Origin of the sequence: Streptomyces sp. NPDC046759 (genome assembly GCF_040645475.1) — a bacterium.
In the GTDB taxonomy this organism is placed as follows: Bacteria; Actinomycetota; Actinomycetes; order Streptomycetales; family Streptomycetaceae; genus Streptomyces.
The window spans coordinates 168,169-191,666 of the sequence record NZ_JBEYYJ010000002.1 but is presented as its reverse complement, the minus strand read 5'-3'; the positions used below and the strand labels follow the sequence as shown (position 1 = coordinate 191,666).

8 protein-coding genes are annotated in these 23,498 nt (G+C 72.5%); all 8 read right to left on the bottom strand.

Annotated features, from left to right (window positions below; translation table 11 throughout):
• Nucleotides 1–56 precede the first annotated feature (56 nt).
• Nucleotides 57–914, bottom strand: a complete 858-nt coding sequence (locus tag ABZ919_RS03595; protein ID WP_361242218.1) for a DUF4097 family beta strand repeat-containing protein — start codon at nucleotides 912–914, stop codon at nucleotides 57–59.
• Between the two features lie 71 nt (nucleotides 915–985).
• Entirely contained in the window at nucleotides 986–1,471 is a 486-nt protein-coding gene (locus ABZ919_RS03590) for a hypothetical protein (RefSeq protein ID WP_361242215.1), read from the bottom strand.
• A gap of 507 nt (nucleotides 1,472–1,978) precedes the next feature.
• Nucleotides 1,979–2,749, bottom strand: coding sequence for an alpha/beta fold hydrolase (locus ABZ919_RS03585; RefSeq protein ID WP_361242212.1), 771 nt, complete (start codon nucleotides 2,747–2,749; stop codon nucleotides 1,979–1,981).
• Between the two features lie 236 nt (nucleotides 2,750–2,985).
• The gene (locus ABZ919_RS03580; protein ID WP_361242209.1) at nucleotides 2,986–4,332 is read right to left on the bottom strand and encodes a lysine N(6)-hydroxylase/L-ornithine N(5)-oxygenase family protein; all 1,347 of its coding nucleotides are present in this window, start codon (nucleotides 4,330–4,332) and stop codon (nucleotides 2,986–2,988) included.
• Nucleotides 4,333–4,607: 275 nt separating this feature from the next.
• Nucleotides 4,608–7,838, bottom strand: a complete 3,231-nt coding sequence (locus ABZ919_RS03575; RefSeq protein ID WP_361242206.1) for an AMP-binding protein — start codon at nucleotides 7,836–7,838, stop codon at nucleotides 4,608–4,610.
• Between the two features lie 199 nt (nucleotides 7,839–8,037).
• The gene (locus tag ABZ919_RS03570) at nucleotides 8,038–11,193 is read right to left on the bottom strand and encodes an acyltransferase domain-containing protein (protein ID WP_361242203.1); all 3,156 of its coding nucleotides are present in this window, start codon (nucleotides 11,191–11,193) and stop codon (nucleotides 8,038–8,040) included.
• Between the two features lies 1 nt (nucleotide 11,194).
• Nucleotides 11,195–17,776, bottom strand: a complete 6,582-nt coding sequence (locus ABZ919_RS03565; RefSeq protein ID WP_361242200.1) for a type I polyketide synthase — start codon at nucleotides 17,774–17,776, stop codon at nucleotides 11,195–11,197.
• On the bottom strand, nucleotides 17,773–23,469 hold the full coding sequence (locus ABZ919_RS03560) for an SDR family NAD(P)-dependent oxidoreductase (protein ID WP_361242197.1): 5,697 nt from the start codon (nucleotides 23,467–23,469) through the stop codon (nucleotides 17,773–17,775). Before ABZ919_RS03560 ends, ABZ919_RS03565 begins: the two co-directional genes overlap by 4 nt.
• Nucleotides 23,470–23,498 lie beyond the last annotated feature (29 nt).

Here is a 23,498-nt window from a genome sequence, read left to right as displayed (position 1 = left end):
CGAGGCTCCCGGCGGCCGACCGCCGGGAAGGCCCCGCCACCGAAGAGGGCTGGACATCAGGCCCGGTGAATCGTGATGTCTCCGTAGGAGGTGTGCGCCCGCACGTCGATCGTCTTCTCGGACGACTCGGCGGCGTCCTCGGGCGACTCGGCGGCGCCCTCCAGCATGTTGTGCACCCGCCCGAATCCCGTGGTCAGATCCAGCTTCGCCGGACGGCCCGCACCGATGCCGATCTCCAGGTCACCGGCCGCGGTCTTGAGCACGACGGCCCCGTGGGCCACTTCCCCGACACGGATGCTGCCGTTGGAGGTCTCGGCGTCGGTCCTGGAGCCCGCCGCGTGCTCGATGGAGATGTCGCTGTTGGAGCCGCGGACACGGACGTCGCCGACGGCCTTGCCGATCTCCGTGGGACCGTTGGTGTTCTTCACCTCGGCCGCGCCGTTGATCTCTCCCACCCGGATCCGCCCCGTGCCGGTCTTGACCTGCGCGTCGCCGTCGACTCGGCCCACGGTGACGTGGCCGGCCGACGTCTTCAGGCGGGTGGGCCCGATGTGGTCGAGTCGGATGTCCCCGGCGGAGGTCTTGTACGTGCACTCCCCGAGCCGGCCGGAGCAGCGCAGGTCCCCCATCGACGCTCCGCCACGCACGTGCGAGCCCGCGGGCAGCACGATCGTCACATCCACCGAGCTGGTCCTGCGGGAGAGGGCCCGGGGCTTCGGGGTCCTGATCACCAGGACGCCACCCGCGTACTCGACACTCGCCTGCTCGGCTGCCTTCACGTCCGAGCTGTCGGCCTCGTCGGTCGGCCGTACCTCGACCACGGTGTCGGTGCGGTCCTCGGCGGTGATCTGCACCTCGCCGACGCCGATCTCGAGCGTGACGGAGATCGGTTCGGGAGTATCGAAAACAGGCATTGCTGTCCCTCTCGTGATGTCTGACGAACGCTCCCACACGTCGGGACGAGTGAGATGCCGGTGGGGCTGGCTCACCGCACCCAGGCGGTGTAGCGCTGCCGGCGCCGCTTGCCGCGCCGGAAGGCGGTGCAGGAAGCGCGGTCCCGCTGCACCGCGGCGGAGGCCGTCTGCGCCAACCACGCGTCCACCGAACGCCCTTCGCGGCCGGCGGCTCGCTCGACGGCCGCCTTCAGTCGCCCCGGCATGCGTACGGTGACCAGTGCCGTGGCATCTTCCTCGGCGTTCGGCACGCCGCTGACCGCCGCGGTCTCGGACGGCCGCCCGGGCGGCGACGACCTCACGACGAAGTTCGGTTCCCCTCCAGGGAGGCGGAGTTCGACGGAGTCTGCGGTGAGGTCGCGGTTGATCTCGTCCGCGGCGGCCGCCAGCGCGTCCACCAGCGTCAGCCGGATCGCCGACTCAAGTCGTGCCACCAGCGCTCCGGCATCCTCACCGTCGATCCGAGCGAGCGCCATGAACTGGCGCCCGAGTCTGTCTACGAACGGACTCACATCCATGGCGCCATCATGGCGCATAAGGTGCGCCATCACAAGTCGCCGCGATCGGGGCGGCGTCGGCACGAGGTCGGGGAAGGATCGTGCTGGTCAGGGAGTGGGAACGCCATGTGAACGCCGCCGGGCCGCGCCCACGGCATGGGGTCCGGCGCGCCGCCGAGTGCCGGCACCGGCAGGCGGGCCGGCGAGGATGGGGATCGTCAGGACCTCGACAGGGAACACGTGTTCGCCGTCAGAAACCAGGCGGCCGGTATGTTACGCCGCCGGAATGGGCCGGGGGCCGGTGGAAGGGGCCGCGGGCTACGAGGGCTGGAACTGTGCGGTCGGAGAAGGGCACTTCGCCGAAGCGGCACGAACGGCGCGCGGAGCGGATGGCCACCGCCGTCATCGTGAGAGCGACGGCACGCGGCGCCGCGCGTTCACGGCCCATGCCGCGGACTCCCCGCACACGCAGGGTGCCGCACAGCGCCGGAGCGGATCAGGAAGGGGAGCCGTGGCCTGTCGCGCACCTCATGAGGGCGTCGTCGTACGCGACTTGACGTGGCTGAGTACGTCACTCAGGTCCGCCAGCAGCGCGGCCTCCTCGGCCCTGAGGTAGAAATGCCCGCCGGGCAGCACCCGGAGCCGGAAGGCATCGTGCGTCGTGTCCGCCCAGCCGCGCATCTGGTCCGGGCTCACTTCGGAATCGTCGTCACCGGTGAAGCCGTACACGGGGCAGTCGAGCGGCGGCCTCGGTCCGCCGGAATAGGCGTTCACCAGGCGGTAGTCCGCGCGGAGCGCGGGGAGCAGCAGCTCCCGCAGGTCGGGGTCCGCAAAGACCGCGGCACGGCTCGCGTCGTAGCGCACGACGTCCGCGATGATCCCCTCGTCCGTGTCGGCGAGCTTCCGCCGGCCGTCCAGCGCATGCGGCGGGCGCCTGCCGGAGACGCACAAGGCGGCCGGCGGGCGCCCCCGTCCCTGGAAGCGCAGCGCCACCTCGTGCGCCAGTGAGGCGCCCATGCTGTGGCCGAACAGCACCAGCTGATGCTTCGTCAGTTCGTCGAGCGCGTCGGCTATGTCGTCCGCGAGGGCTTCCAGCTGGGAGGGGAACGGGTCGTTGAGCCGCTCCTCCCGGCCCGGGTACCGGACGGCGAGCACGCCGATGTCCGACGGCAGTCCCAGGGGCCAGGTGCGGTAGGCGCTCGACCAGCCGCCGGCGTGGGGGAAGCAGACGAGCTTCGTCTCACACCCGTCGCCGTCACGGAAGCGGCGTATCCACAGCTCTTCCACCGGACTCCTCATCGAAAGATCCCCTTTGTCGCACCCCGGAGACGCGTGTGATCAGCGCGTTCGGTGCCCACGATATGGCCAGGCGAATCCCGGACCACCGGTGTTTCGTCGATCTGCTCGGACGGCCGCCGTCGGATCGGTGCTTCCCCGACCGGAGTTCGTGCGTGCCCGCCCGCCGTCGGCGGGCGGGCACGCACGAACAGAAAGCAGCCGCGGGCGGGAGCGGGTGTCACGGGTTTTCCGGGCGTTCAGCGGATGTCGCCTCCGACTTCGGCGAGGACGGCACGCTCGGCCTTGCGCCCCGCACGCCGGGCGATGATCGAGTCGGCGATCTCGCCGCTCCGGACCGCGATGTTCGACAGCAGCGAGGAGGTCAGACCGTGGGTGTGCTCGGTACCGCCCTGGAGGTAGATGCCGCACCGCATGTCGGGGGCGGTGACGATGCGGTAGTCCCGCTGCACCCGGTACCGGCCCGCCTCGTCGCGAAGGCAGTGACGGTCGAGGTCCCCGAGCAGGCCCGTGGGCTCCATCGTCTGGTAGCCCGTCGCGCAGACGAGTGCGTCGAAGTCGAGTTCGCGCACCTCGGCGTCGGGTCCCACCTGAAGGGAGACGCGGGTCTCGGTGCCGGCGCGCTTCACGCCGGTGACCCTCGTCAGGTTGAGGAACTGCAGGCGCCTGACGCCCCGTACGTCCTCGTCGTACGACCTGCGGTACAGGTCCCTGATCACCTCGTCGTCGACGACCGAGTAGTTCGTGTTCCGGTGGTACCGCCAGAACGCCTCGCGCGTCTCCTCGGTGCCGAAGTAGTAGTCGTCGACGGCTCCCGGGTCGAAGATCTGGTTGGCGAAGGGGGTGTCGTCCGCGACGGAGTAGCCGTAGGACGGGATGATCGCGTACACCTGGGCGTGCGGAAGCTCGTCGTACAGGAACCGGGTGATCTCGGCCGCGCTCTGGCCTGCTCCGACCACCGCCACCCGACGCAGCTCCCCGGGGTTCATCCGGCGGAACTTCTCCAGGAACTCGGAGCTGTGCCACACCCGTTCGTCGCGCTCGGCCCCCACCGGCATGCTCGGGACCAGGCCCGTCGAGATCACCACGTTCCGTGCCTCGACCACGCGGCCGACCCGTCCGGTGGCGTCCGCCACCTCCAGTCGCAGACGGTCCGCCGACTGCGGATCGGCGCCCCGCGGCAGCCGGACCGACGTCACCTCCGAGCCGTACGCGATGCGATCGGCCACCCGCGCCTGCGCCCACTCGAGGTACTGGTGGAATTCCTGGCGCGTGGGGAAGAAGTCCTGGTTGTTGACGAACTGCGGGAGCCGCCCCGACGCGTGCAGGTACGCCACGAAGCTGAAACTCGACGTCGGATTGCGGAAGGTGACCAGGTCCTTGAGGAAGGATATCTGCATGGTCGCCGACGGCAGCAGCATGTTGCGGTGCCAGCCGAAGGAGGACTGGCGCTCGAGGAAGAAGCTGCTGATCTCATTCTCCAGACCATTCGCCCGGTACTCTTCCAGGGCGATGGCGAGCGACAGGTTGGACGGACCGAACCCGATGCCGACCACGTCATAGGTCTCGTGTTCACGATTACTCATAGAGAATTCTCCCGCTGGCATGGCTGCGCGATGCGTTGTTCGCATCGTCGACCGGCAATTTCCGCTCCAGAAAGCCCCACGTTCGGCGGGCTGGCATTTCCATCGGCCGCGCCGCCAACGTAGACCGGGCACGATGAACCATTCAAGTGCGCCGGACTCAGCCGACGCACACCGATGTATCAGCGCATCCGTGTGGGCCGTGCATGGGTGTCCCGCCGACGGGACGCCCCGCACTCGTAGGGGTCTGACCCCGACCCCTTTTCACCATGGACAGCTCAGAGGACCTGGCCGCCCTGTGTCCTCCTGCGCAGAGTCGGCCGGCTCGACCGGGAGAGGTCCCCCCACATGTCGGTCAGGCCGGTGATGGTGCGCGCCGCGAACAGCGTGCGGATGGAGACCTCGAGGTTCAGCTCCGCCCGGATCAGGCCGACCAGCCTGATGGCCCGCAGCGAGTTGCCACCGAGGTCGAAGAAGTCGTCGTCGATCCCCACCCGGTCCATCTCGAGGACGTCGGCGAACGCCTCGGCCAGCACCCGCTCGGTGCGATTGCGCGGGGCGCGGTACCGCCCGTCACCGAACTCCGGTTCCGGCAGCGACGCCAGGTCCGCCCTCCCGTCGACGGTGACCGGCAGGCGCTCCAGCACCACGAACGCCGACGGCACCATGAACTCCGGCAACCGCCCCGCGGCGAATCGGCGCAGTTCCTCACCCGTGGGGCCGTCCGTGCCGTCCACCGGGACGACGTAGGCCACGTGCCGCCTCTGCCCCGAGCCGTCGACTCTGACGGCCACCACCGACCGCGCCAGTCCAGGGTGCTCGGACAGCGCCTCCTCGACCTCGGCGGCCTCCACCCGGGTGCCACGTACCTCCGTCTGGGCGTCGGCCCGGCCCAGGTACTCGAGCCGGCCGCCGGCACCCCACCGCACCCGGTCCCCGGTCCGGTACATGAGCCCGCCGGCCGGGCCGAACGGACAGGGCACGAACCGCTCCGCGGTCCGGCCCGGCCGCCCGGGACAGCCACGCGCGAGGCCGGGCCCGGCCACGTAGAGCTCTCCGGACACGCCCACGGGGACCGGCGCCAGTCCCGGCCCCAGCACGTACAGGGCGGTGTGGTCCGTCGGGCGGCCGGCCGTGCCCGCGTGGTCCACCGGTTCGCCGGGCGCCAGTCGGTGGCATGCGGCGAACCCCGTCTCCGTCGGGCCGTGGCCGCTGACGATCGTCAGCCCGGGGCACGCCTCCCGGACCCGCCGCACCGCGGCCGCCGACACGCGGTCACCACCGGTCCACACCGCGCGCAACCCGGCCAGGCGCTCGGGGCGTTCGGCCGCGATCGCCGAGAACAGGCCCGCGGACAGCCATACCGTGGAGACCTCGTGTGCCGCTGCCACCTCGGCCAGCGCATCGGCGTCCGGCTCCCCCGAAGGAGCCACGACCACACGGCCGCCGCTCAGCAGGGGCGCCCACAGTTCGAGGGCGAGTGCCCCGGAGGTGTGCGGCGAGTGCCACAGCACGGCGCTGTGGCCGCCTTCCCGCCAGTGGCGGTCCATGACGAACCGCTCCATGTTCCGGTGCGTCACAGCGACTCCTGTGGCCGCGCCGCCGGGACCGGAGCCGTACATCACGGCGAACAGACCGTCCCGGTGCCACGGGACGGGAACCCTGTGCGCGCTGTCGCCGCCGTCGGCACCGGTGTCCGGCCGGATGTCGTCGAACAGGACCGTCGGCACGTCCAGATCGGCGGAGAGCGATTCGGCGGTCGCCGCGTCGGTGAGCAGCATCCGCGCCGAGGAGTCGCTCACCACCGGCCCGATCACCCGTGCCGGGAACGCCGGGTCGACGGGCAGGTGGGCTCCACCCGCCTTCGCCACCCCGAGCAGGGCGACGGCCAGATCCACCGACCGGGGCAGCGCCACCGCCACGACCGTCTCGGTTCCGACGCCCCGCCGCCGCAGCGCCTCGGCGAGCCGGCTCGAGCGCTCGTCCAGTTCACGGTACGAGACCGTGGAGTCCGCGGACACCACCGCGACGGCGTCGGGGGCCTGTTCCACCTGGCGGGCGAACAGCTCGGGAACCGTCAGTCCCGGCATCGGCGCGTCCGCGTCCGTGTCGTTCGGTGCCGTCAGGACCAGGTCCCGCGCGGCGCCGCTCACCACGTCCAGCGCACCGACCGGCAGGGAGCAGGCGGCCGTCAGGGCACGGATGCAGGCGATCAGCTCCTCGCCGATGAAGCGCAGCTCCGCGCGGCAGTACAGGCCCGCGGGGGCGTCCAGCCGGATGAACAGGTCGCTGTCGGCGCTCCCGTCGGTGTAGACGCCGATCGACAGTTCGTCGAAGGTACCGGTGGTTCCGCCGAGGTGGCGCGCCGGGGTGCCTGCGAAGTGGAGCAGCTCCGCGAACTCGACGACGTTGAGGACGGCGCCGAAACTGCCGCGGCCGCTCAGGACGGTTCCGCTCGCCCGCTGGATGTCCGAGTAGTGGCAGGCGGTGCGGCCGAAGATCTCGTACGTCTCGTCGACGACCGCGTCGGCGATCTCGGTGAAGGTCGCGGCGAGCGGAACGCTCATCCGTACCGGCACCACGTTCACCGCCAGACCGGGCGTCTGGCTCGCCGTCCCTGCCCGGTTGGCCACCGCCAGCGAGAGGAGGAACTCCGGGCGGTCGCAGCGGTGCCGGAAGAACACCGCGGCGGCCGCGGTCAGCATCGACGACATCCACACGCCCAGGGACTTCGCGGTCTCGGTCCACGCGTCCGCCTCGGCGCGCGGCACGGTCAGCGTGCGGCTCACCATGCCGATGGCTCCGGCCACCTCCGACCAGCGGTCGGCGCTGCTCAGCGGTTCGCAGAGCGCGGACCGCGTCGCCTCGGGCAGGGCGATGCGGGGAACCTGCGCGGGCGCGGGTGCGTCCGCCAGGTAGTCGCGCCAGAACTCCATGTCCTCGGTGAACGTCTCGGAGGCCAGGTAGTCCGCCGCCTGGGCCGCGAACGACTCGGCGTCCCAGGGGTGCGGCAACTTGGGTACCTCCTCGCCCCGCACCAGCGCGGAGTACACCTCGGCGAGGCGCCGCGACAGCAGGCCGCCCGCCCCGTACCCGTCCGATACGAGGTGGTGGTAGGCGATCACCAGGAGAGAGCGGGTCGCCCCGAGTTTGACCACACCCAGCCGGAACAGCAGGTCCCGCTCCAGGTCGAAGGGCCGGCGCACCATGTCGGCCAGCGCTTCGCGCGCCGCCTGCTCGGGATCGGTCTCGGCGCTGAGATCCAGGAAGAACGGCCGCCAGTCGCCCAGTTCCCGGGGTACCAGCCGCAGTCCGCCGCCGTCGTCGACGAAGTTGACGCGCAGCACTTCCGCCTCGCCGAGCACATGCCGGAACGCGGATTCCATGACCGCCGCGTCCAGTTCGCCGTCCACGTCCCACATGGCCAGCGCATGGTTCAGCGTGTCGGAGGACATTTTCTGCGCCAGCCACAACCCTTTATGCGCAGACGACGCACCGAACGAACGCACACGGATCAACCCCTCAGCAAACGGGCCCGGGAATCGGTGGAATTCAGAGATGACATCCACCTTCACCCAGGTGGAGATGCCGGTCAAGACAACATGGTGCCGGGACGGAACAAGCGGCCGCCGAACGTGCGGTGTCCCGCCGACGGGACACTCCTAGAGGGCGGAAAAGCGCCCGGAACAGGGCCGGAACAGGGTGAGTTCACTGTGGATCGCTCTTGGCCAGCGCCGACATGATATGCCCGGCGATCAGTCGCGGTGACGGATTCCGCAGCACCAGATTCGCCCTCAGTTTCAGACCGGTCGACGCGGCCAGGCGTTTGCTCAGCTCCACCGACAGCAGCGAGTCGAATCCGATCTGCTTGAACTCCTGGTCGGGGTCGAGGCTGCCGCTGGAGGGGTGCCCGAGCACGAGGGCGACCTTCTCGAGGACGTGGTCCAGCACGAGGGCCTCCGCGTCGCCGTGGGAGAGGCTGGAGATCCTTTCCGGCAGGGGGACGAGGTGATCACCGCCCGCCGGCTGCTCCGCCGTGGGCACCGCCGCCGCCACCGCCGTGGGCGAGGAGTTCAACCAGTACCGCTGCCGGTGGAAGGCGTACGTCGGCAGGTCCACGCGCCGACGCGCCCCGAACACGGCGTCCCAGTCCACGGTCCCGCCCTGGACGTGCAGTTGGGCGAGCGAGCCGACCACGGCCTCCGTCTCCCCCCGGTCCCGCCGCGACGACGACAGCACCACCGCGCCGTCCACTTCCTCGACCATCTCCTGCACCGGGACCGTCAGAACGGGGTGCGGACTCATCTCGATGAACACCCGGAAACCGTCGGCTGCAAGCCGCCGGACGGACGATTCGAAGAGGACTTTCTCGCGCAGGTTGTCGTACCAGTAGGTGCCGTTCAGCTCCGCGGTATCGATCGTCTTGCCGTACAGGGTCGAGTAGAAGGGCAGCGCCGACGTCCTCGGGCGCACGTCGGACAGCGATCCGATCACCTGGTCGCGGACCTGGGCCACCTGGTGGGAATGGGAGGCGTAGTCGACCGATATCCTCCGGGCCTGAGCGCCTTCGGCTTTCATCTTCTCGACGAATTCGTCGAGTGCGTCCGGTTCCCCGGACACCACGACCGAGCGGGGACCGTTGACGACGGCGACGCTCACCCGGTCGTTCCACGGGGCGAGACGATCCGCCACGAGATCCGCGGACTCCGCTACCGACGCCATCCCGCCGTGCCCGATCAGACTCACCAGGGCCTTGCTGCGGAGCGCCACGATCTTGGTGGCGTCCCGCAGGGACAGCGCCCCGCACACGTGGGCGGCGGCTATCTCGCCCTGGCTGTGTCCCACCACCGCCGCCGGTTCCACACCCCAGGACCGCCACAGCGCGGCCATGGACACCATCACGGAGAACAACGCGGGCTGGACCACGTCCACCCGGTCCAGCGTCGGCGCCCCGTCCACTGCGCGCACCACGTCGAGCAGCGACCAGTCGGCCCACTCGGCCATCGCGGCCGCGCACTCGTCCAGGGACTGCGCGAACACCGGGAAGGTGCCGTACAGCTGCCGGCCCATGCCGACCCACTGCGATCCCTGCCCGGGGAACATGAAGACGGTCCCGCCGAGGTCCCCGGCGACACCGCGCACCACCCCCGCGCACTCCACGCCGTCACCCAACGACGCCAGGCCGCCCAGCAGTTCGTCCCGGTCACGGCCCAGCACCACCGCACGGTGCTCGAACCGGGACCGGCTCGAGACCAGCGACCAACCGACATCGGCGACATCCACGTCCGGACGGGCAGCGACGAAATCGCGCAGCCTGCCCGCCTGCCGCTCCAGGGCCGCCGCGGACTTGCCCGACACCACCCACGGCACCAGCCCGCCGAGCACCGCCGGGCCCGGAGGGCACTCACCAGCCTGCTGGTCCGCCGGCTCGTCGGCCCCCTCGTCCGCCTGCTCCCGCGGGGGTTCCTCCTCCAGGATCACGTGCGCGTTGGTGCCGCTGACCCCGAACGACGACACCCCGGCCCGCCGCGGACCGTCCGCCCGGGCCCACTCACGCCCCTCCACGAGCAGTTCGAGCGCACCGGAGGACCAGTCCACGTGCCGCGAGGGCGTGTCCGCGTGCAGGGTCTTCGGCAGGAACCCGTGCCGCAGGGCCATCACCATCTTGATGACCCCGGCGACCCCGGCCGCGGCCTGGGCGTGGCCGATGTTCGACTTCAGGGACCCCAGCCAGAGCGGCCTGCCCTCGGCCCGGTCCTGCCCGTAGGTCGCCAGCAGGGCCCCTGCCTCGATGGGGTCCCCCAGCACGGTGCCGGTGCCGTGGGCCTCGACCGCGTCCACCTCACGGGCCGCGACCCCCGCGTTGGCCAGGGCCCGCCGGATCACGTTCTCCTGGGCGCGGCCGTTGGGTGCGGTCAGCCCGTTGCTGGCCCCGTCCTGGTTCACCGCGGAGCCGCGCACGACGGCCAGCACCGGGTGGCCGTTGCGGCGGGCGTCGGACAACCGCTCCAGCAGCAGCACGCCCACGCCCTCGGCCCAGCCGGTCCCGTCGGCCGCGTCCGCGAAGGACTTGCACCGGCCGTCGGCCGACAGACCGCGCTGCCGGGAGAACTCCACGAAGATGTCGGGCGTCGACACCACCAGCGCCCCGCCCGCCAGGGCGAGCGAGCACTCCCCCGAACGCAGTGACTGCATGGCCAGGTGGAGGGCCACCAGTGACGACGAGCACGCCGTGTCGACGGTCACCGCCGGCCCGGTCAGCCCCAGCTCGTACGCCACCCGGCCGGACGCGACGCTCGGCGCGCTGCCGTGCAGCAGGTACCCCTCCAGCTCGTTCTTGCCCGCCTCCAGGAAACGCGATCCGTACTCGGACGAGCTCACCCCGGCGAAGACACCGACGTCCGCCCCGCGCACCTCGGCGGGGACGATGCCCGCCCGCTCGAACACCTCCCACGACGTCTCCAGCAGCAGGCGCTGCTGCGGGTCGATCGCCAGCGCCTCACGCGGGCTGATGCCGAAGAAGTCCGCGTCGAAAGCGGCCACGTCGGTCAGGAACCCCCCGTGGCGCACGTAGGAGCTGCCGACCGCGTCCGGGTCCGGGTCGTACACGTCCCGCCACCCGCGGTCCGCCGGGAACTCGTCCACGGCGTCCACGCCGTCGCGGACCATGTCCCACAGCTCCTCCGGCGACGCGACCCCTCCCGGGTAGCGGCAGGCCATGGCCACCACGGCGACCGGCTCGGCGCGGCCGGCTTTCAGGGCGTCGTTCTCCTGGCGGAGGCGGTCCCGCTCCTCCAGCAGCATGCGCAGTGCCCGCTCGACCCGGTCCCCGCCGTTCCCGGTGCGGTCCGCGGCGTGGTTCATGTCATTTGCCCCTCTCGTCCAGAGCCAGGTCGACCAGTGCTTCCAGGTCCATGGCCGCCAGTTCGTCCGCGCCGGCGTCCGCGTCCGGTGCCTGCCCGCCGGCGTCCGGCCGGGACGGGTCGGCACACGCGAGAACCAGCTCCAAGATGCCCGCGCTCCGCAGGCTGTCGATCGAGACCGTGCGCAGCGCTTCCCGGATCTCCGCGTCGTCGGCCGGGCTCGTGCGGGGCGCCGGCTGCGGACGCAGCAGGCCGCACAGGTGCCGGCCCAGTTCGCGTGGTGTCGGGTAGTTGAAGACAAGGGTGGACGGCAGGCGCAGTCCGGTCGAGGAAGCCAGGCGGTTGCACAGTTCGACCGAGGTGAGCGAGTCGAATCCGAGTTGGGTGAACGCCTGGTCGGCGTCGACGGCCGCGCTGGACGGGTGTCCGAGCACGACGGCGACCTGCTCGCGGACCCAGTCCAGCACGGCTGCCTCCGCCTCGCCCTCCGAGAGGGTGGCCGGCCCGGTGAGCAGGCCGAGGGGGCCGGTGTCCCTGGTCGCGCGCGTTCCGGTCCGGGCGGGACGGCCGGCGCCCACGAGGTCGCGCAGAAGGAGCGGCACCTCGTCGCGGGGCCTGTTCCGCAGCGCGGTGAGGTCCACGCGGGCCGGGATCACGACCGGGTTGTCGATCGCGCGCGCCGAGTCGAACAGGGCCAGAGCCTCGGATGTCGGCATCTCCGCGACGCCCAGCCGCCGGACCCGCGAGAGGTCGGCCTGGTTCAGGTCCGCGGTCATGCCGCTGCGCTCCTCCCACCAGCCCCAGCACAGCGACGCGCCGACCAGACCGCAGGCCCTGCGCTGCGCCGCCAGACCGTCCAGGAACCCGTTCGCCGCGGCGTAGTTGGCCTGCCCTCCGGTGCCCAGCGTGCCCGCCAGCGCGGAGAACAGGACGAACGCCGAGAGGTTGTGTTCCCGGGTCAGCTCGTGCAGGTGGACCGCACCGCCGGCCTTGGCGCGCAGGACGCGGTCGAGGCTCTCCGCGGTCAGCGACTCGACGGTGCCGTCCGCCAGTACACCCGCCGCGTGCACCACAGCCGTCAGCGGGTACGCGGGAGGCATGTCGGTGAGGAGGTCCGCGACGGCGGCCCGGTCCGCGACATCGCATGCGACGACCCTGACGGCGGCGCCCGCTTCCTGAAGGTCCGCGACCAGCTCAGGAGCCCCGGCGGCCGCCATGCCCCGGCGGCTCGCCAGCACCAGGCTGCGCACCCCGTGTTGGGCGACGAGGTGCCGCGCCACCAGGGAACCCACTCCCCCGGTTCCGCCCGTGACCAGCACGGTCCCCCCGCCGAAGTCGTCGCCCAGCTCGAAAATGATCTTCCCGACGTGGCGGCCGTGGCTCATCTCGCGGAACGCCCGGCGCGCGTCGCGGATGTCCCGGACGGCGATCGGGTTCAGGTGCACCCGCCCCTCGGCGAACAGCTGCATGACGGCGCGGAACATCTCGTGGATCATGTCCGGGCCCGCCTCGTAGAGGTCGAAGGCCTGGTAGTCGACTCCCGGGTGATCGGCTGCCACCCGGTCGGGGTCGCGGATGTCCGTCTTCCCCATCTCGACGAAGCTGCCGCCCCCGGGGAGGAGCTTCAGCGAGGCGTCGACGAACTGGTGCGCGAGGGAGTTCAGGACGACGTCGACCCCGCGGCCGCCGGAGGAGCCCAGGAACGTGTCCGCGAACCGGACGTCCCGCGAGGACGCCAGATGCGCGTCGTCCAGCCCCAGAGCGCGCAGGGTGGGCCACTTGGCGGGGCTCGCGGTCCCGTAGATCTCGGCACCGACGTGTTGCGCCAGCTGAACGGCGGCCATCCCGACGCCGCCCGCCGCGGCGTGGATGAGGATCCGTTGGCCCTTCTCGAGGTTCGCCACGTGGAAGAGGGCGTAGTAGGCGGTGAGGAAGGCGCCCGGCACGGACGCCGCCTCGATGTGGCTCCACCCGTCGGGGACGGGCATGAGCAGGCGGTGGTCCGCCACGGCCACGCGGCCGAAGGCGCCGGAGAAGATGCCCATCACCCGGTCGCCCGGTGCGAGACCGGTGACGTCGTCCGCCACCTCCAGCACCACTCCGGCACCCTCGCTGCCGAGCCCGGCGTCGATGGCCGTCCGCTCCACCAGTCCCAGGGCGATCGTGACGTCGCGGAAGTTGAGTCCCGCGGCGTGGACGGCGATGCGCACCTGTCCGCTGGTGAGGGGAGCCTCCACCTCGGGGCAGGGCACCCATGTCAGGTTCTCCATCGTCCCCTTGTTCGGGATGCCCAGCCGGTGGGCGCCGGCCGCCGGCGGCTCGATACGGTTGTCCGCCGGTGCGGCCGCCGTCATGCGCGGGGCGAGGTACGCGCCGCCACGCAGGGCCAGTTGGTCCTCGCCGAGGGCGAGCGCGTCCGGGACGCGTGCCCAGGACGTCTCCTCGTCGTCGACGTCCACCAGCCGGAACCTGCCCGGGTGCTCCGTCTGGGCGGACCGGATCAGGCCCCATACGGACGCGCCGGGGAGGCTTTCGACGCTCTCCCCGCCGCCGGTGGCGAGGGCCAGCCGGGTGAGGACCACCAGCGTGGACTCGGCGAACGGCTCCTCGGCGAGGAACCGCTGGACCCACTCCAGCACGCGCGTGTCCGCGCCGGCGACCGCGGCCGCCAGATCGGGACCGGCGTCGACGACGTCGTCCAGGCAGAGGACGAGGTGCCGGGGTGCCTCCCCCGCGAGGACGTCGTCGACGGACGCGTAGCACACCACGCTCTCGTCGCCCGCCTCCAGGAGGCGGGCGGCCAGGCCGTCCTTCGCGCCGAGAACGCCCCACCGCCCGCGGTGGGTTTCGCGCTCACCGTGCTGGACCGGTCGCCATGCCAGTTCGAACAGCGACTGCCCGGGCCCGCCGCGCGCCGCGCTCAGTTGCTCCGGGCTCGCCGGCCGGAACGTCAGCGCCCCGATGCGGGCGATCGTACGGCCGTGCTCGTCGGCGACCGCCACCGACACGGCGGCGTCGCCGGCCGGGGAGACCCGGATCCGCACGGTCGGGCCGCACCGGCCGGCCAGGTCCACCCCGGACCAGGAGAACGGCATCCAGCCCCGGTCGCCGGTGACCTCGATGACACCGCCGGCGACCACCGCGTGCAGCACGGAGTCCATCAGCGCCGGGTGCAGGGCGAACCCGGCGCCGGCCGAGCCGTCGGCGGTCGCCGGCAGCGTGGCCGTGGCGAAGAGGTCGTCACCGCGCTGCCACACCTCGCGCAGCCCGCGGAAGGTGGGCCCGTAGTCGAATCCCGCGTCCGCGAAGGAGTCGTAGAGACCGTCGATGTCGAGCCGCCTCGCCCCGGCCGGCGGCCACACGGCGAGCGGCTGCGCGTCCTCGGCCCGTCCGGCCGTCCGCACCGTGCCCGGTGTCAGGTTCCCCGTCGCGTGACGCGTCCAGCCGCCGGCCGTCCGGTCGTCGCCGGGTCGCGAGTACACGTCCAGCGAGCGGCGTCCCGTCTCGTCCGCCGCACCGACGGCGATCCGCACCTGCACGTCGCCCGGGTCGGGAAGAACCAGGGGAACTTCCAAGGAGAGTTCCTCGACCACGGCGCACCCGAGGTGGTCGCCCACCGACAGCGCCAGGTCCATGTAGGCCGTCGCCGGTACGACGACCGCACCGAACACGGCGTGGTCGGCCAGCCAGTCGTGGGTCCGCAGGGACCACAGACCGGTGAAGACGACCTCGTCGGTGCCCGGGTGGTCCACCACGGCGCCCAGCAGCGGGTGCTCCGGGGCCGACAGTCCGGCCGAGGCCACGTCCGCCGCGCCCGCCCCGGCCAGGAAGTCCAGCCAGTACCGCTGCCGCTGGAACGCGTACGTCGGAAGGTCCACGGACCGACGCGCCCCGAACAGGGCGGTCCAGTCCACGGCCCCGCCCCGGACGTGGAGGTGGGCCAGCGAGCCGGCCAGCGCCTCCACCGCCCCGCGGCTGCGCCGCGACGACGACAGGACGACCGCGTCGTCCACCCCCAGGCCGGCGAAGGCCTCCTTGGTGATGCTCGCGAGGGCCGACCCCGGGCCCACCTCGAGGAAGACGCTCACACCGGCCGCGCGGGCGCGTTCCACCGCGGTGAAGAAGCGCACCGGTTCGCGCACGTGGTTCACCCAGTGCGTGACGGACGTCAGCTCCTCGAGCGTGGCCTCGCGGCCGGACCTGGTCGAGATGACCGGGACCGAGATGCGGCCCGCGGCGAGCTCCTCGACCGATTCCGCGAACTCGTCCAGGATCGGGTCCATGAGCGGGGAGTGGAAGGCGTGGTCGACTTCGAGCAGCTTCGCCGACGTGCCGCCGGCGACGAGCCGTTCCCGCAGTTCGTGGACCTCGTCGCGGCTGCCCGAGACCACCACCGACTCGGGGCCGTTGACGGCGGCGACGCCGATGCGGTCGTACGGGCCGAGCAGAGCGTTCACCTCGTCTTCCGAGGCGCGCACCGCCAGCATGGCGCCCTGCTCGGTGACCGTCTGCATGACCCGCCCGCGGGCGGCCACGAGCCTGGTCGCGCCGTCCAGGTCGATGGCGCCGGACACGTGGGCGGCGGCGATCTCGCCGACCGAGTGACCGATCAGGTGGTCCGGCCGGCCGCAGTACCGCACCAGGAGCCGGTACAGGCCGACCTGCAGGGCGAAAAGCGCCGGCTGCGCGATGTCGGTGCGCCGGGCTCGGGCCTGCGCGGGCGCGTCGGCGAGGAGCAGGGGCTTGAGCGCGTAGGGCAGATGGGTGTCGAAGCGTGCGCAGACCTCGTCGAGGCTCTGCGCGAAGACGGGGAAGGCGTCGTACAGCTGCCGGGCCACGCCGACCCACTGCGATCCCTGCCCGGGGAACATGAAGACGGTCCCGCCGAGGTCCCCGGCGACACCGCGCACCACCCCCGCGCACTCCACGCCGTCACCCAACGACGCCAGAGCGCCCAGCAGTTCGTGCCGGTCACGGCCCAGCACCACCGCACGGTGCTCGAACCGGGACCGGCTCGAGACCAGCGACCAACCGACATCGGCGACATCCACGTCCGGACGGGCAGCGACGAAATCGCGCAGCCTGCCCGCCTGCGCCCGCAGCGCCTCCTCCGACCGCGCCGACACGACCCACGGCACCAGCCCGCGGGCGCCGCCGGGCAGCTGATCGGCGGTGGCGGGCACCGTCTCTTCCGCGGGTGCCTCCTCCAGGATCAGGTGTGCGTTGGTGCCGCTGGCCCCGAAGGCGGACACGCCCGCCCGCCGGGGCCGTCCCGGGATGCTCGGCCACTGCCTGGCCTCGGTCAGCAGCTCCACCGCCCCGGCCGACCAGTCCACATGCGTCGTCGGGCGGTCCACGTGCAGCGTCCTGGGCAGCACCCCGTGACGCATCGCCATGATCATCTTGATCATCCCGCCGACGCCCGCGGCCGCCTGGGTGTGACCGATGTTCGACTTCAGCGACCCCAGCCACAGCGGCCGGCCGGGGTCCCGGTCCTGCCCGTAGGTGGCCAGCACCGCCTGCGCCTCGATCGGATCGCCCAGCGTCGTACCGGTCCCGTGGGCCTCCACCACGTCCACCTCTCCCGCCTGCACCCGGGCGTTCGCCAGCGCCGCCCGGATGACCCGCTGCTGCGCCGGCCCGTTCGGCGCGGTCAGCCCGTTGGACGCCCCGTCCTGGTTGATCGCCGAGCCCCGGATCACCGCCCAGATCCGGCGCTTGTTGCGTCGCGCGTCCGACAGCCGCTCGAGGACCAGGACCCCGACGCCCTCGGAGAAGCCGGTGCCGTCCGCCGCGTCGGCGAACGCCTTGCACCGGCCGTCCGCCGCCAGGCCCCGCTGCCGCGACATCTCCCGGAACACCTGTGTCGTCCCCATGACGGTGACGCCCCCGGCCAGGGCCAGCGTGCACTCGCCCTGCCGCAGCGACTGCACCGCCTGGTGCACCGCCACCAGCGACGACGAGCACGCGGTGTCGGTCGACACCGCCGGGCCCTCCAGGCCGAGCGTGTACGCCACGCGCCCGGACGCCACGCTCAGCAGGGAGCCGGTCTGCCCGTAGCCCGAGATGGACTCGGGGGTGAAGAAGTGGTTCCCGTATCCGAAGTACGCCAGTCCGGCGAAGACGCCGGTGCTGCTGCCGCGCAGGGTGTGCGGGTCGATGCCGGCTCGTTCCAGGGACTCCCAGGAGGACTCCAGCAACAACCGCTGCTGCGGGTCCGCGGCCAGCGCCTCGCGCGGGTTGATCCCGAAGAACTCGGCGTCGAAGTCCCCCGCGTCGTACAGGAAGCCGCCCGAGCGCGTGTAGCAGGTGCCGGGCCGGTCCGGATCCGGGTCGTAGAGGGCCTCCAGGTCCCAGTCACGGTCGTCCGGGAAGCCGGAGATCGCGTCCCGGCCCGCCTGCACCAGGTCCCACAGCGCCTCGGGGGACACCGCCCCGCCCGGATAACGGCAGGCGAGACCCACGATCGCGATGGGCTCGGCGGCGGCCTCCGTCAGCTCCTGCAGGCGCCGGCGCGTCTCGATCAGCTCGATCGATGTCCGCTTGAGGTAGTCGAGAACATCGGCGTTCTTGTCGTTCGTCATCGCTCTCCCTGGCCGAGCTCTTTGTCCAGCAGGGAGAGAAGCTCTCCAGCTGAGGCCGAACTGATCCGGTCGATGATGCCGACCGGTGATGCATCGCCCACCATCGAACGGACCCGGCCCTGCAGTTCGCCGAGCAGCGTGGAGATGGTGGCCCTGTCCTCGTCTGCGAGACCGAGGAACACGTCCTCCAGCCGGCCTCCCAGTGCCTCGATCTCCTTGGCCAGGCGGTCGGCCGGGGATTCCGGATCACCACCGGAGCCGGGGGTGATACCCGTGATCAGGTACTGCGCGAGGGTGGTCGGGTTGGGGTAGTCGAACGCGAGCGTGGCGGGCAGCTTCAGGCCGGTCACCGCCGCCAGCTTGTTCCGCAGTTCCAGCGCCATGAGCGAGTCGATCCCCAGGTCCCTGAACGCCACGGCGGGACCGACCCGCCCGGTGTCGGCGTGGCCGAGCACGATCGCGGTCTGCGCCCGGACGGCATCGAGCAGCACCGCCTCCGCGTCCGCCTGCGGCAGCGACCTGAGCTGCCGGGCGATCCCGGCGTCGGCGGCCTCCCGGCCCTCCGGGCCCCCGCTCCCGGCAGGCCTCCCGAGCAGACCGCGCAGGAGCGGTGAACCCGCCCGGCCGGCGTGCGGCGCGCCCGGCGCCGGGAGGTTCAGTCGCGCCGGCACCAGCACCGGCTCCTTTCGTGAGAGCGCCGCGTCGAAGAGCGCGAGCCCCTCGTGCGACGCCATCGGCTGCACGCCCTGCCGCTGCAGGCGCACGATGTCCGCGGCACCGAGGCCCGCGCCCAGCTCGCTGCGTTCGGCCCAGTAGCCCCAGCACAGCGAGGCAGCGGCCAGCCCCTCGGTGCGGCGGGCCTCCGCCAGCCCGTTCAGGAACGCGTTGGCCGCCGCGTAGCCGGCCTGCCCGGCCGTCCCGAGCACACTCGCGATCGAGGAGAACAGCACGAACGCGGACAGCTCCAGGTGTTCGGTCAGCTCGTGCAGGTGCCAGGCGCCGTGCACCTTCGGGGCCAGCACGGCGTCCACGCGGTCCTCGGTCAGCGCCTCGAGGACCCCGTCGTCCAGCGCGGCCGCGCAGTGGATCACCGCCGTCAGCGGGTGCTCGTCGGGCACCGCGGCGAGCAGTGCGGCGACGGACTCACGGTCGGTGACGTCGCAGGCCACGACCTCGACCCGAGCGCCCGCCGCGGTCAGCTCCTTGCGCAGCCCGGCCGCCGCCGGGGCCGCCGGCCCCCGCCTGCTGGTCAGCACCAGGCTGCGCACCCCGTGCCGCTCCACCAGGTGGCGGGCCAGCATCGCCCCCAGGCCGCTGGTGCCGCCCGTGATCAGCACCGTCCCGGACCCGAGACCGGGTCCGCCCTCCGCCGCGCCGTGGGACCGGCGGCCGGGGGACACGCCGGGGGCGTGGGCCAGTTGGGGGATGGTCACCACGCCGGCCCGGATCTTGAGCTGAGGTTCGCCGGTTGCGGCCGCCGCCGGGATGCCCGCCCACGAACCGGGCTGGTCGTCCGTGTCCACGAGCGTGAACCGGTCCGGGTTCTCGGTCTGCGCGGTGCGCACGAGACCCCAGATCGCGGCCGCCGCGGGATCGGTGTGCGGAACCTGGTCGTCGTGGATCGCCTTCCGCGTGACGACGACCAGGCGTGAGTCGGAGAACCGGTCGTCCGAGAGCCAGCTCTGCGTCCACCGCAGGACACGGTGGAGGTTCCGCTCGGCGACGGCGGGGGCGGCACCTGCTCCCCCGTCCGCCCGATCGATGCCGGCGATGACGACCGGGGGTATCGCCTCACCGGAGGCGGCGAGTTCGCCGAGGTCGGCGAAGACCGCTCCACCGCGGCCCAGCAACGCGGTGAGCGCGCCGGGCTCCCCCTGGGAGGTGCCCCCGCCCAGCACCGCGTACCGGCCCGCCGTCTTCCCGGACGGGACGGGAAGGGGCAGCCAGTCCACCTGGAAGAGCGCGTCCTGGCGGTCGAAGCTCAGCTCGGTCAGCTCGCCGGCGTCCACGGGCCGCAGGGTCAGCGACTCGATGCCGCCGGCAGGCGTTCCGTTCCGGTCCGCGACGGTCACGGACAGCGTGTTCTCCCCCGCGGGCGCGAGACGGACGCGCAGCACGGCCGGCTCGGCGGAGTTCGGGCCGGTTTGCTCGGCGGGGTTCAGACGGATCCCCGTCCAGCGGTACGGCAGCAGGGCTTCGGACCGGGACTCGCCGCAGCCCCGCCCGAGGCCGATCGGGAGCAACGCTGCGTGGAGCAGGGCCGGGTGGATCCGGAACCGGCCCGCGTCCGCACCGGCGGGTACGGGCAGCTCCACCTGCACGAACAGGGTGTCGCCGCGGCGCCATACCTCCTGCGGGCCGCACCACGAAGGTCCGTTGCCGAAACCGGGGGCGGACAGCCCGGCGTACTCGTCCTCGACGGGTACGCCGACCGCGCCCGCGGGAGGCCACGCGGCGAGGTCGTCCTCCCGCCGGGCTCCTGCGGTGCCGGACCCGACGACGCCGACGGCGTTGCGCGTCCACTCGGATGCGCCCTCGCCCCGTGAGTGCACGCTGATCACCCGTTTGCCGTCGACCACGACGCGGATCTCGCGGTCGCCCGTGCGCGACAGCACCAGCGGTGTCTCCAGCGTGAGTTCCTCGACGACGTCGCACCCCACCCTGCCCGCCGCCCACACCGCCAGCTCCGCCAGCACGGTTCCCGGTACGACGACGGTGCCGTGGACGACGTGGTCGGCGAGCCACGGGTGGCGCTCCAGGGACAGGCGTCCGCCGCCCACCACTGCGCCGCGCTCCGGGTCGTCGGGCAGATCGATCACGGCATCGAGCAGCGGGTGGTCCGACGTGCTCGCGGTGGTGGTCTCGCCGGGTGCGTTCAGCCAATAGCGCTGCCGCTGGAAGGCGTACGTGGGCAACTCCACCCATCGGCCGTCCCAGCCCGGGAACGCCGCCTGCCAGGACACCGCGACGCCCGCCACGAAGGCCTCGGCCGCCGACCGGTACAACCGGGCGAGTCCGCCGTCGCCGCGGCGCACCGAACCCACCACCACCCTGGCGGCACCGGGGGTGGCGTCGAGCATCTCCTGGATGTTGACCGTGAGCAGCGGGTGCGGGCTGACCTCGATGAACGCGCCGTGTTCCCGGTCGAGGAGGCTCTTCATGGTGGTTTCGAACCGGACGGGTTCGCGCAGATTGCGGAACCAGTAGGCCGCGTCCAGCTCCGTGGTGTCGATCAAGCCCCCGGTCACCGTCGAGTAGAACGCCACCGCGGAGCGCAGGGGTGTGATCCCGCCCAGCTCGTCGCGGAGCCGGTCCTGGAACCGGTCCATCAGCGGGGAGTGACCGGGAACGCTGGCGGGGATCCACCGCGCGCGCATGCCCTCGGACTCACAGATCGCGACCAGTTCCCTGACCGCGGCGGCCTCACCCGAGACCGTCGTCGAGTACGGCCCGTTGGCCGCGGCGATCACGGCCCGGGACCCCACCCGCTCCAGCAGCTCCCGGACCCGGTGTTCGGGCGCCACGATCCCGGCCATGCCGCCGTCCTGGGTGGCCGTGGCCAGCAGGCGGGACCGCAGGGCCACGATCCTGGCCGCGTCCGGCAGCGTCAGTGCACCCGCGGCGCAGGCCGCGGCGATCTCGCCCTGGGAGTGGCCGATCACCGCGTCCGGTGTCACCCCCAGCGAACGCCACACCCGCGCCAGCGACACCATCACGGCGAACAGCACCGGCTGGACGACGTCGATCCGGTCCAGGTCCGCCGCCTCCGGTCCCCCGCACACGGTGTCGGTCAACGACCAGGACACCCACGGCGCCAGCGCCTGCGCGCACGCGCGCATCTGCTCGGCGAACACCGGACAGGAGTCCCACAACTCCCGCCCCATCCCGACCCACTGACACCCCTGGCCCGGGAACACGAACACCGTCCCGCCCACCGGCTTCGCGACGCCGGTGACCACACCGGCGGGGTTTCTGCCGCCCTCGGCGACGGCCGTCAGGCCGGCGAGCAGCTCGTCCCGGTCCGCACCGATCACCACCTGGCGGTGCTCGAACAGCGAGCGCGTCGTCACCAGCGAACGTCCCACTCCGGCGACCGGCAGGTCCGTGTCCGCGGCCACGCTCTCCCGCAGCCGCAGCGCCTGCTCCCGCAACGCCTCCGCCGACCGCGCCGACAGCACCCAGGGCACCGCGCCCAGGGCACCGGTGGGCGCCCGGCCGGCGGCCGGGTCCTCGGCCGGACGGGCCACACACTCCTCCGCCTCGGGTGCCTGATCGGAGACCTCGGGTGCCTGTGGGGAGACCTCGGGTGCCTGCTCGAGGATCAGGTGCGCGTTCGTGCCGCTGACCCCGAAGGACGACACGCCCGCGCGCCGGGGTCGTCCCGGGGCGCTCGGCCACTGCCTGGCCTCGGTCAGCAGCTCCACCGCCCCGGCCGACCAGTCCACATGCGTCGTCGGGCGGTCCACGTGCAGCGTCCTGGGCAGCACCCCGTGACGCATCGCCATGATCATCTTGATCATCCCGCCGACGCCCGCGGCCGCCTGGGTGTGACCGATGTTCGACTTCAGCGACCCCAGCCACAGCGGGCTGCCGGGGTCCCGGTCCCGCCCGTAGGTGGCCAGCAGCGCCTCCGCCTCGATGGGGTCGCCCAGCTTCGTACCGGTCCCGTGCGCCTCCACCGCGTCCACCTCGTCGGCCGACAGCCCGGCATCGGCCAGGGCTGCCCGGATGACCCGCTGCTGCGCCAGTTCGCTCGGCGCGGTCAGCCCGTTGGACGCCCCGTCCTGGTTGATCGCCGAGCCCCGGATCACCGCCCAGATCCGGCGCCCGTGGCGCAGCGCGTCGGACAAGCGCTCCAGCACCAGCACGCCCGCGCCCTCGCCCCAGCCGGTTCCGTCGGCCGCCTGCGCGAACGACTTGCACCGCCCGTCGGCCGACAGACCCCGCTGCCGGGCGACCTCCACGAACATCCCGGGAGTCGGCAGCACCGACACCCCACCGGCCAGCGCCAGCGCGCACTCCCCGGAACGCAGGGACCGCACGGCCTGGTGGACGGCGACCAGCGACGACGAGCACGCGGTGTCGATCGACACCGCCGGGCCCTCCAGACCCAGCACGTACGACACCCGGCCCGAGGCCACGCTGGTGTACGTCCCCGCGATCGCGAAGCCCTCCACCTCGCCGGCCGCCCCGCCGCCCATCCGGGGGCCGTAGTCGACCCCGTAGATCCCGGTGAACACGCCGGTCGCCGAACCCCGCAAGCCGGCCGGGTCGACACCCGCCCGCTCCAGCGCCTCCCACGACGTCTCCAGCATCAGCCGCTGCTGCGGATCCATCGCCAACGCCTCGCGCGGGCTGATCCCGAAGAACGCCGCGTCGAACTCCGCGAGATCGGGCAGGAATCCGCCCGAGCGCGTGTACGTCTTCCCGTGCGCCTCGGGGTCCGGGTCGTACAGCGCCTCCACGTCCCAGCCGCGGTCCCGCGGGAAGTCGCCCATCGCGTCCACACCGCCGGACACGACTCCCCACAGCCCCTCGGGGGAGGTCACCCCACCCGGGAAGCGACACCCCGCACCCACGACCGCGATGGGCTCGCGAGCGGACTCCTCCAGCTCGCGCACCCGCCGGCGCAGAGCCTGCGCGTCTGCGACGGCACGGCGCAAGTAGGACCGGAGCTTGTCGACATCCTCCACCAGGGCCTCCCCCAACGGTTGCTCAGAAG

Coding starts and splice junctions, on each gene's coding strand:
- ABZ919_RS03595 (WP_361242218.1), bottom strand. CDS start 914: ATGCCTGTTTTCGATACTCCCGAACCGATCTCCGTCACGCTCGAGATC.
- ABZ919_RS03590 (WP_361242215.1), bottom strand. CDS start 1,471: ATGGATGTGAGTCCGTTCGTAGACAGACTCGGGCGCCAGTTCATGGCG.
- ABZ919_RS03585 (WP_361242212.1), bottom strand. CDS start 2,749: ATGAGGAGTCCGGTGGAAGAGCTGTGGATACGCCGCTTCCGTGACGGC.
- ABZ919_RS03580 (WP_361242209.1), bottom strand. CDS start 4,332: ATGAGTAATCGTGAACACGAGACCTATGACGTGGTCGGCATCGGGTTC.
- ABZ919_RS03570 (WP_361242203.1), bottom strand. CDS start 11,193: ATGAACCACGCCGCGGACCGCACCGGGAACGGCGGGGACCGGGTCGAG.
- ABZ919_RS03565 (WP_361242200.1), bottom strand. CDS start 17,776: ATGACGAACGACAAGAACGCCGATGTTCTCGACTACCTCAAGCGGACA.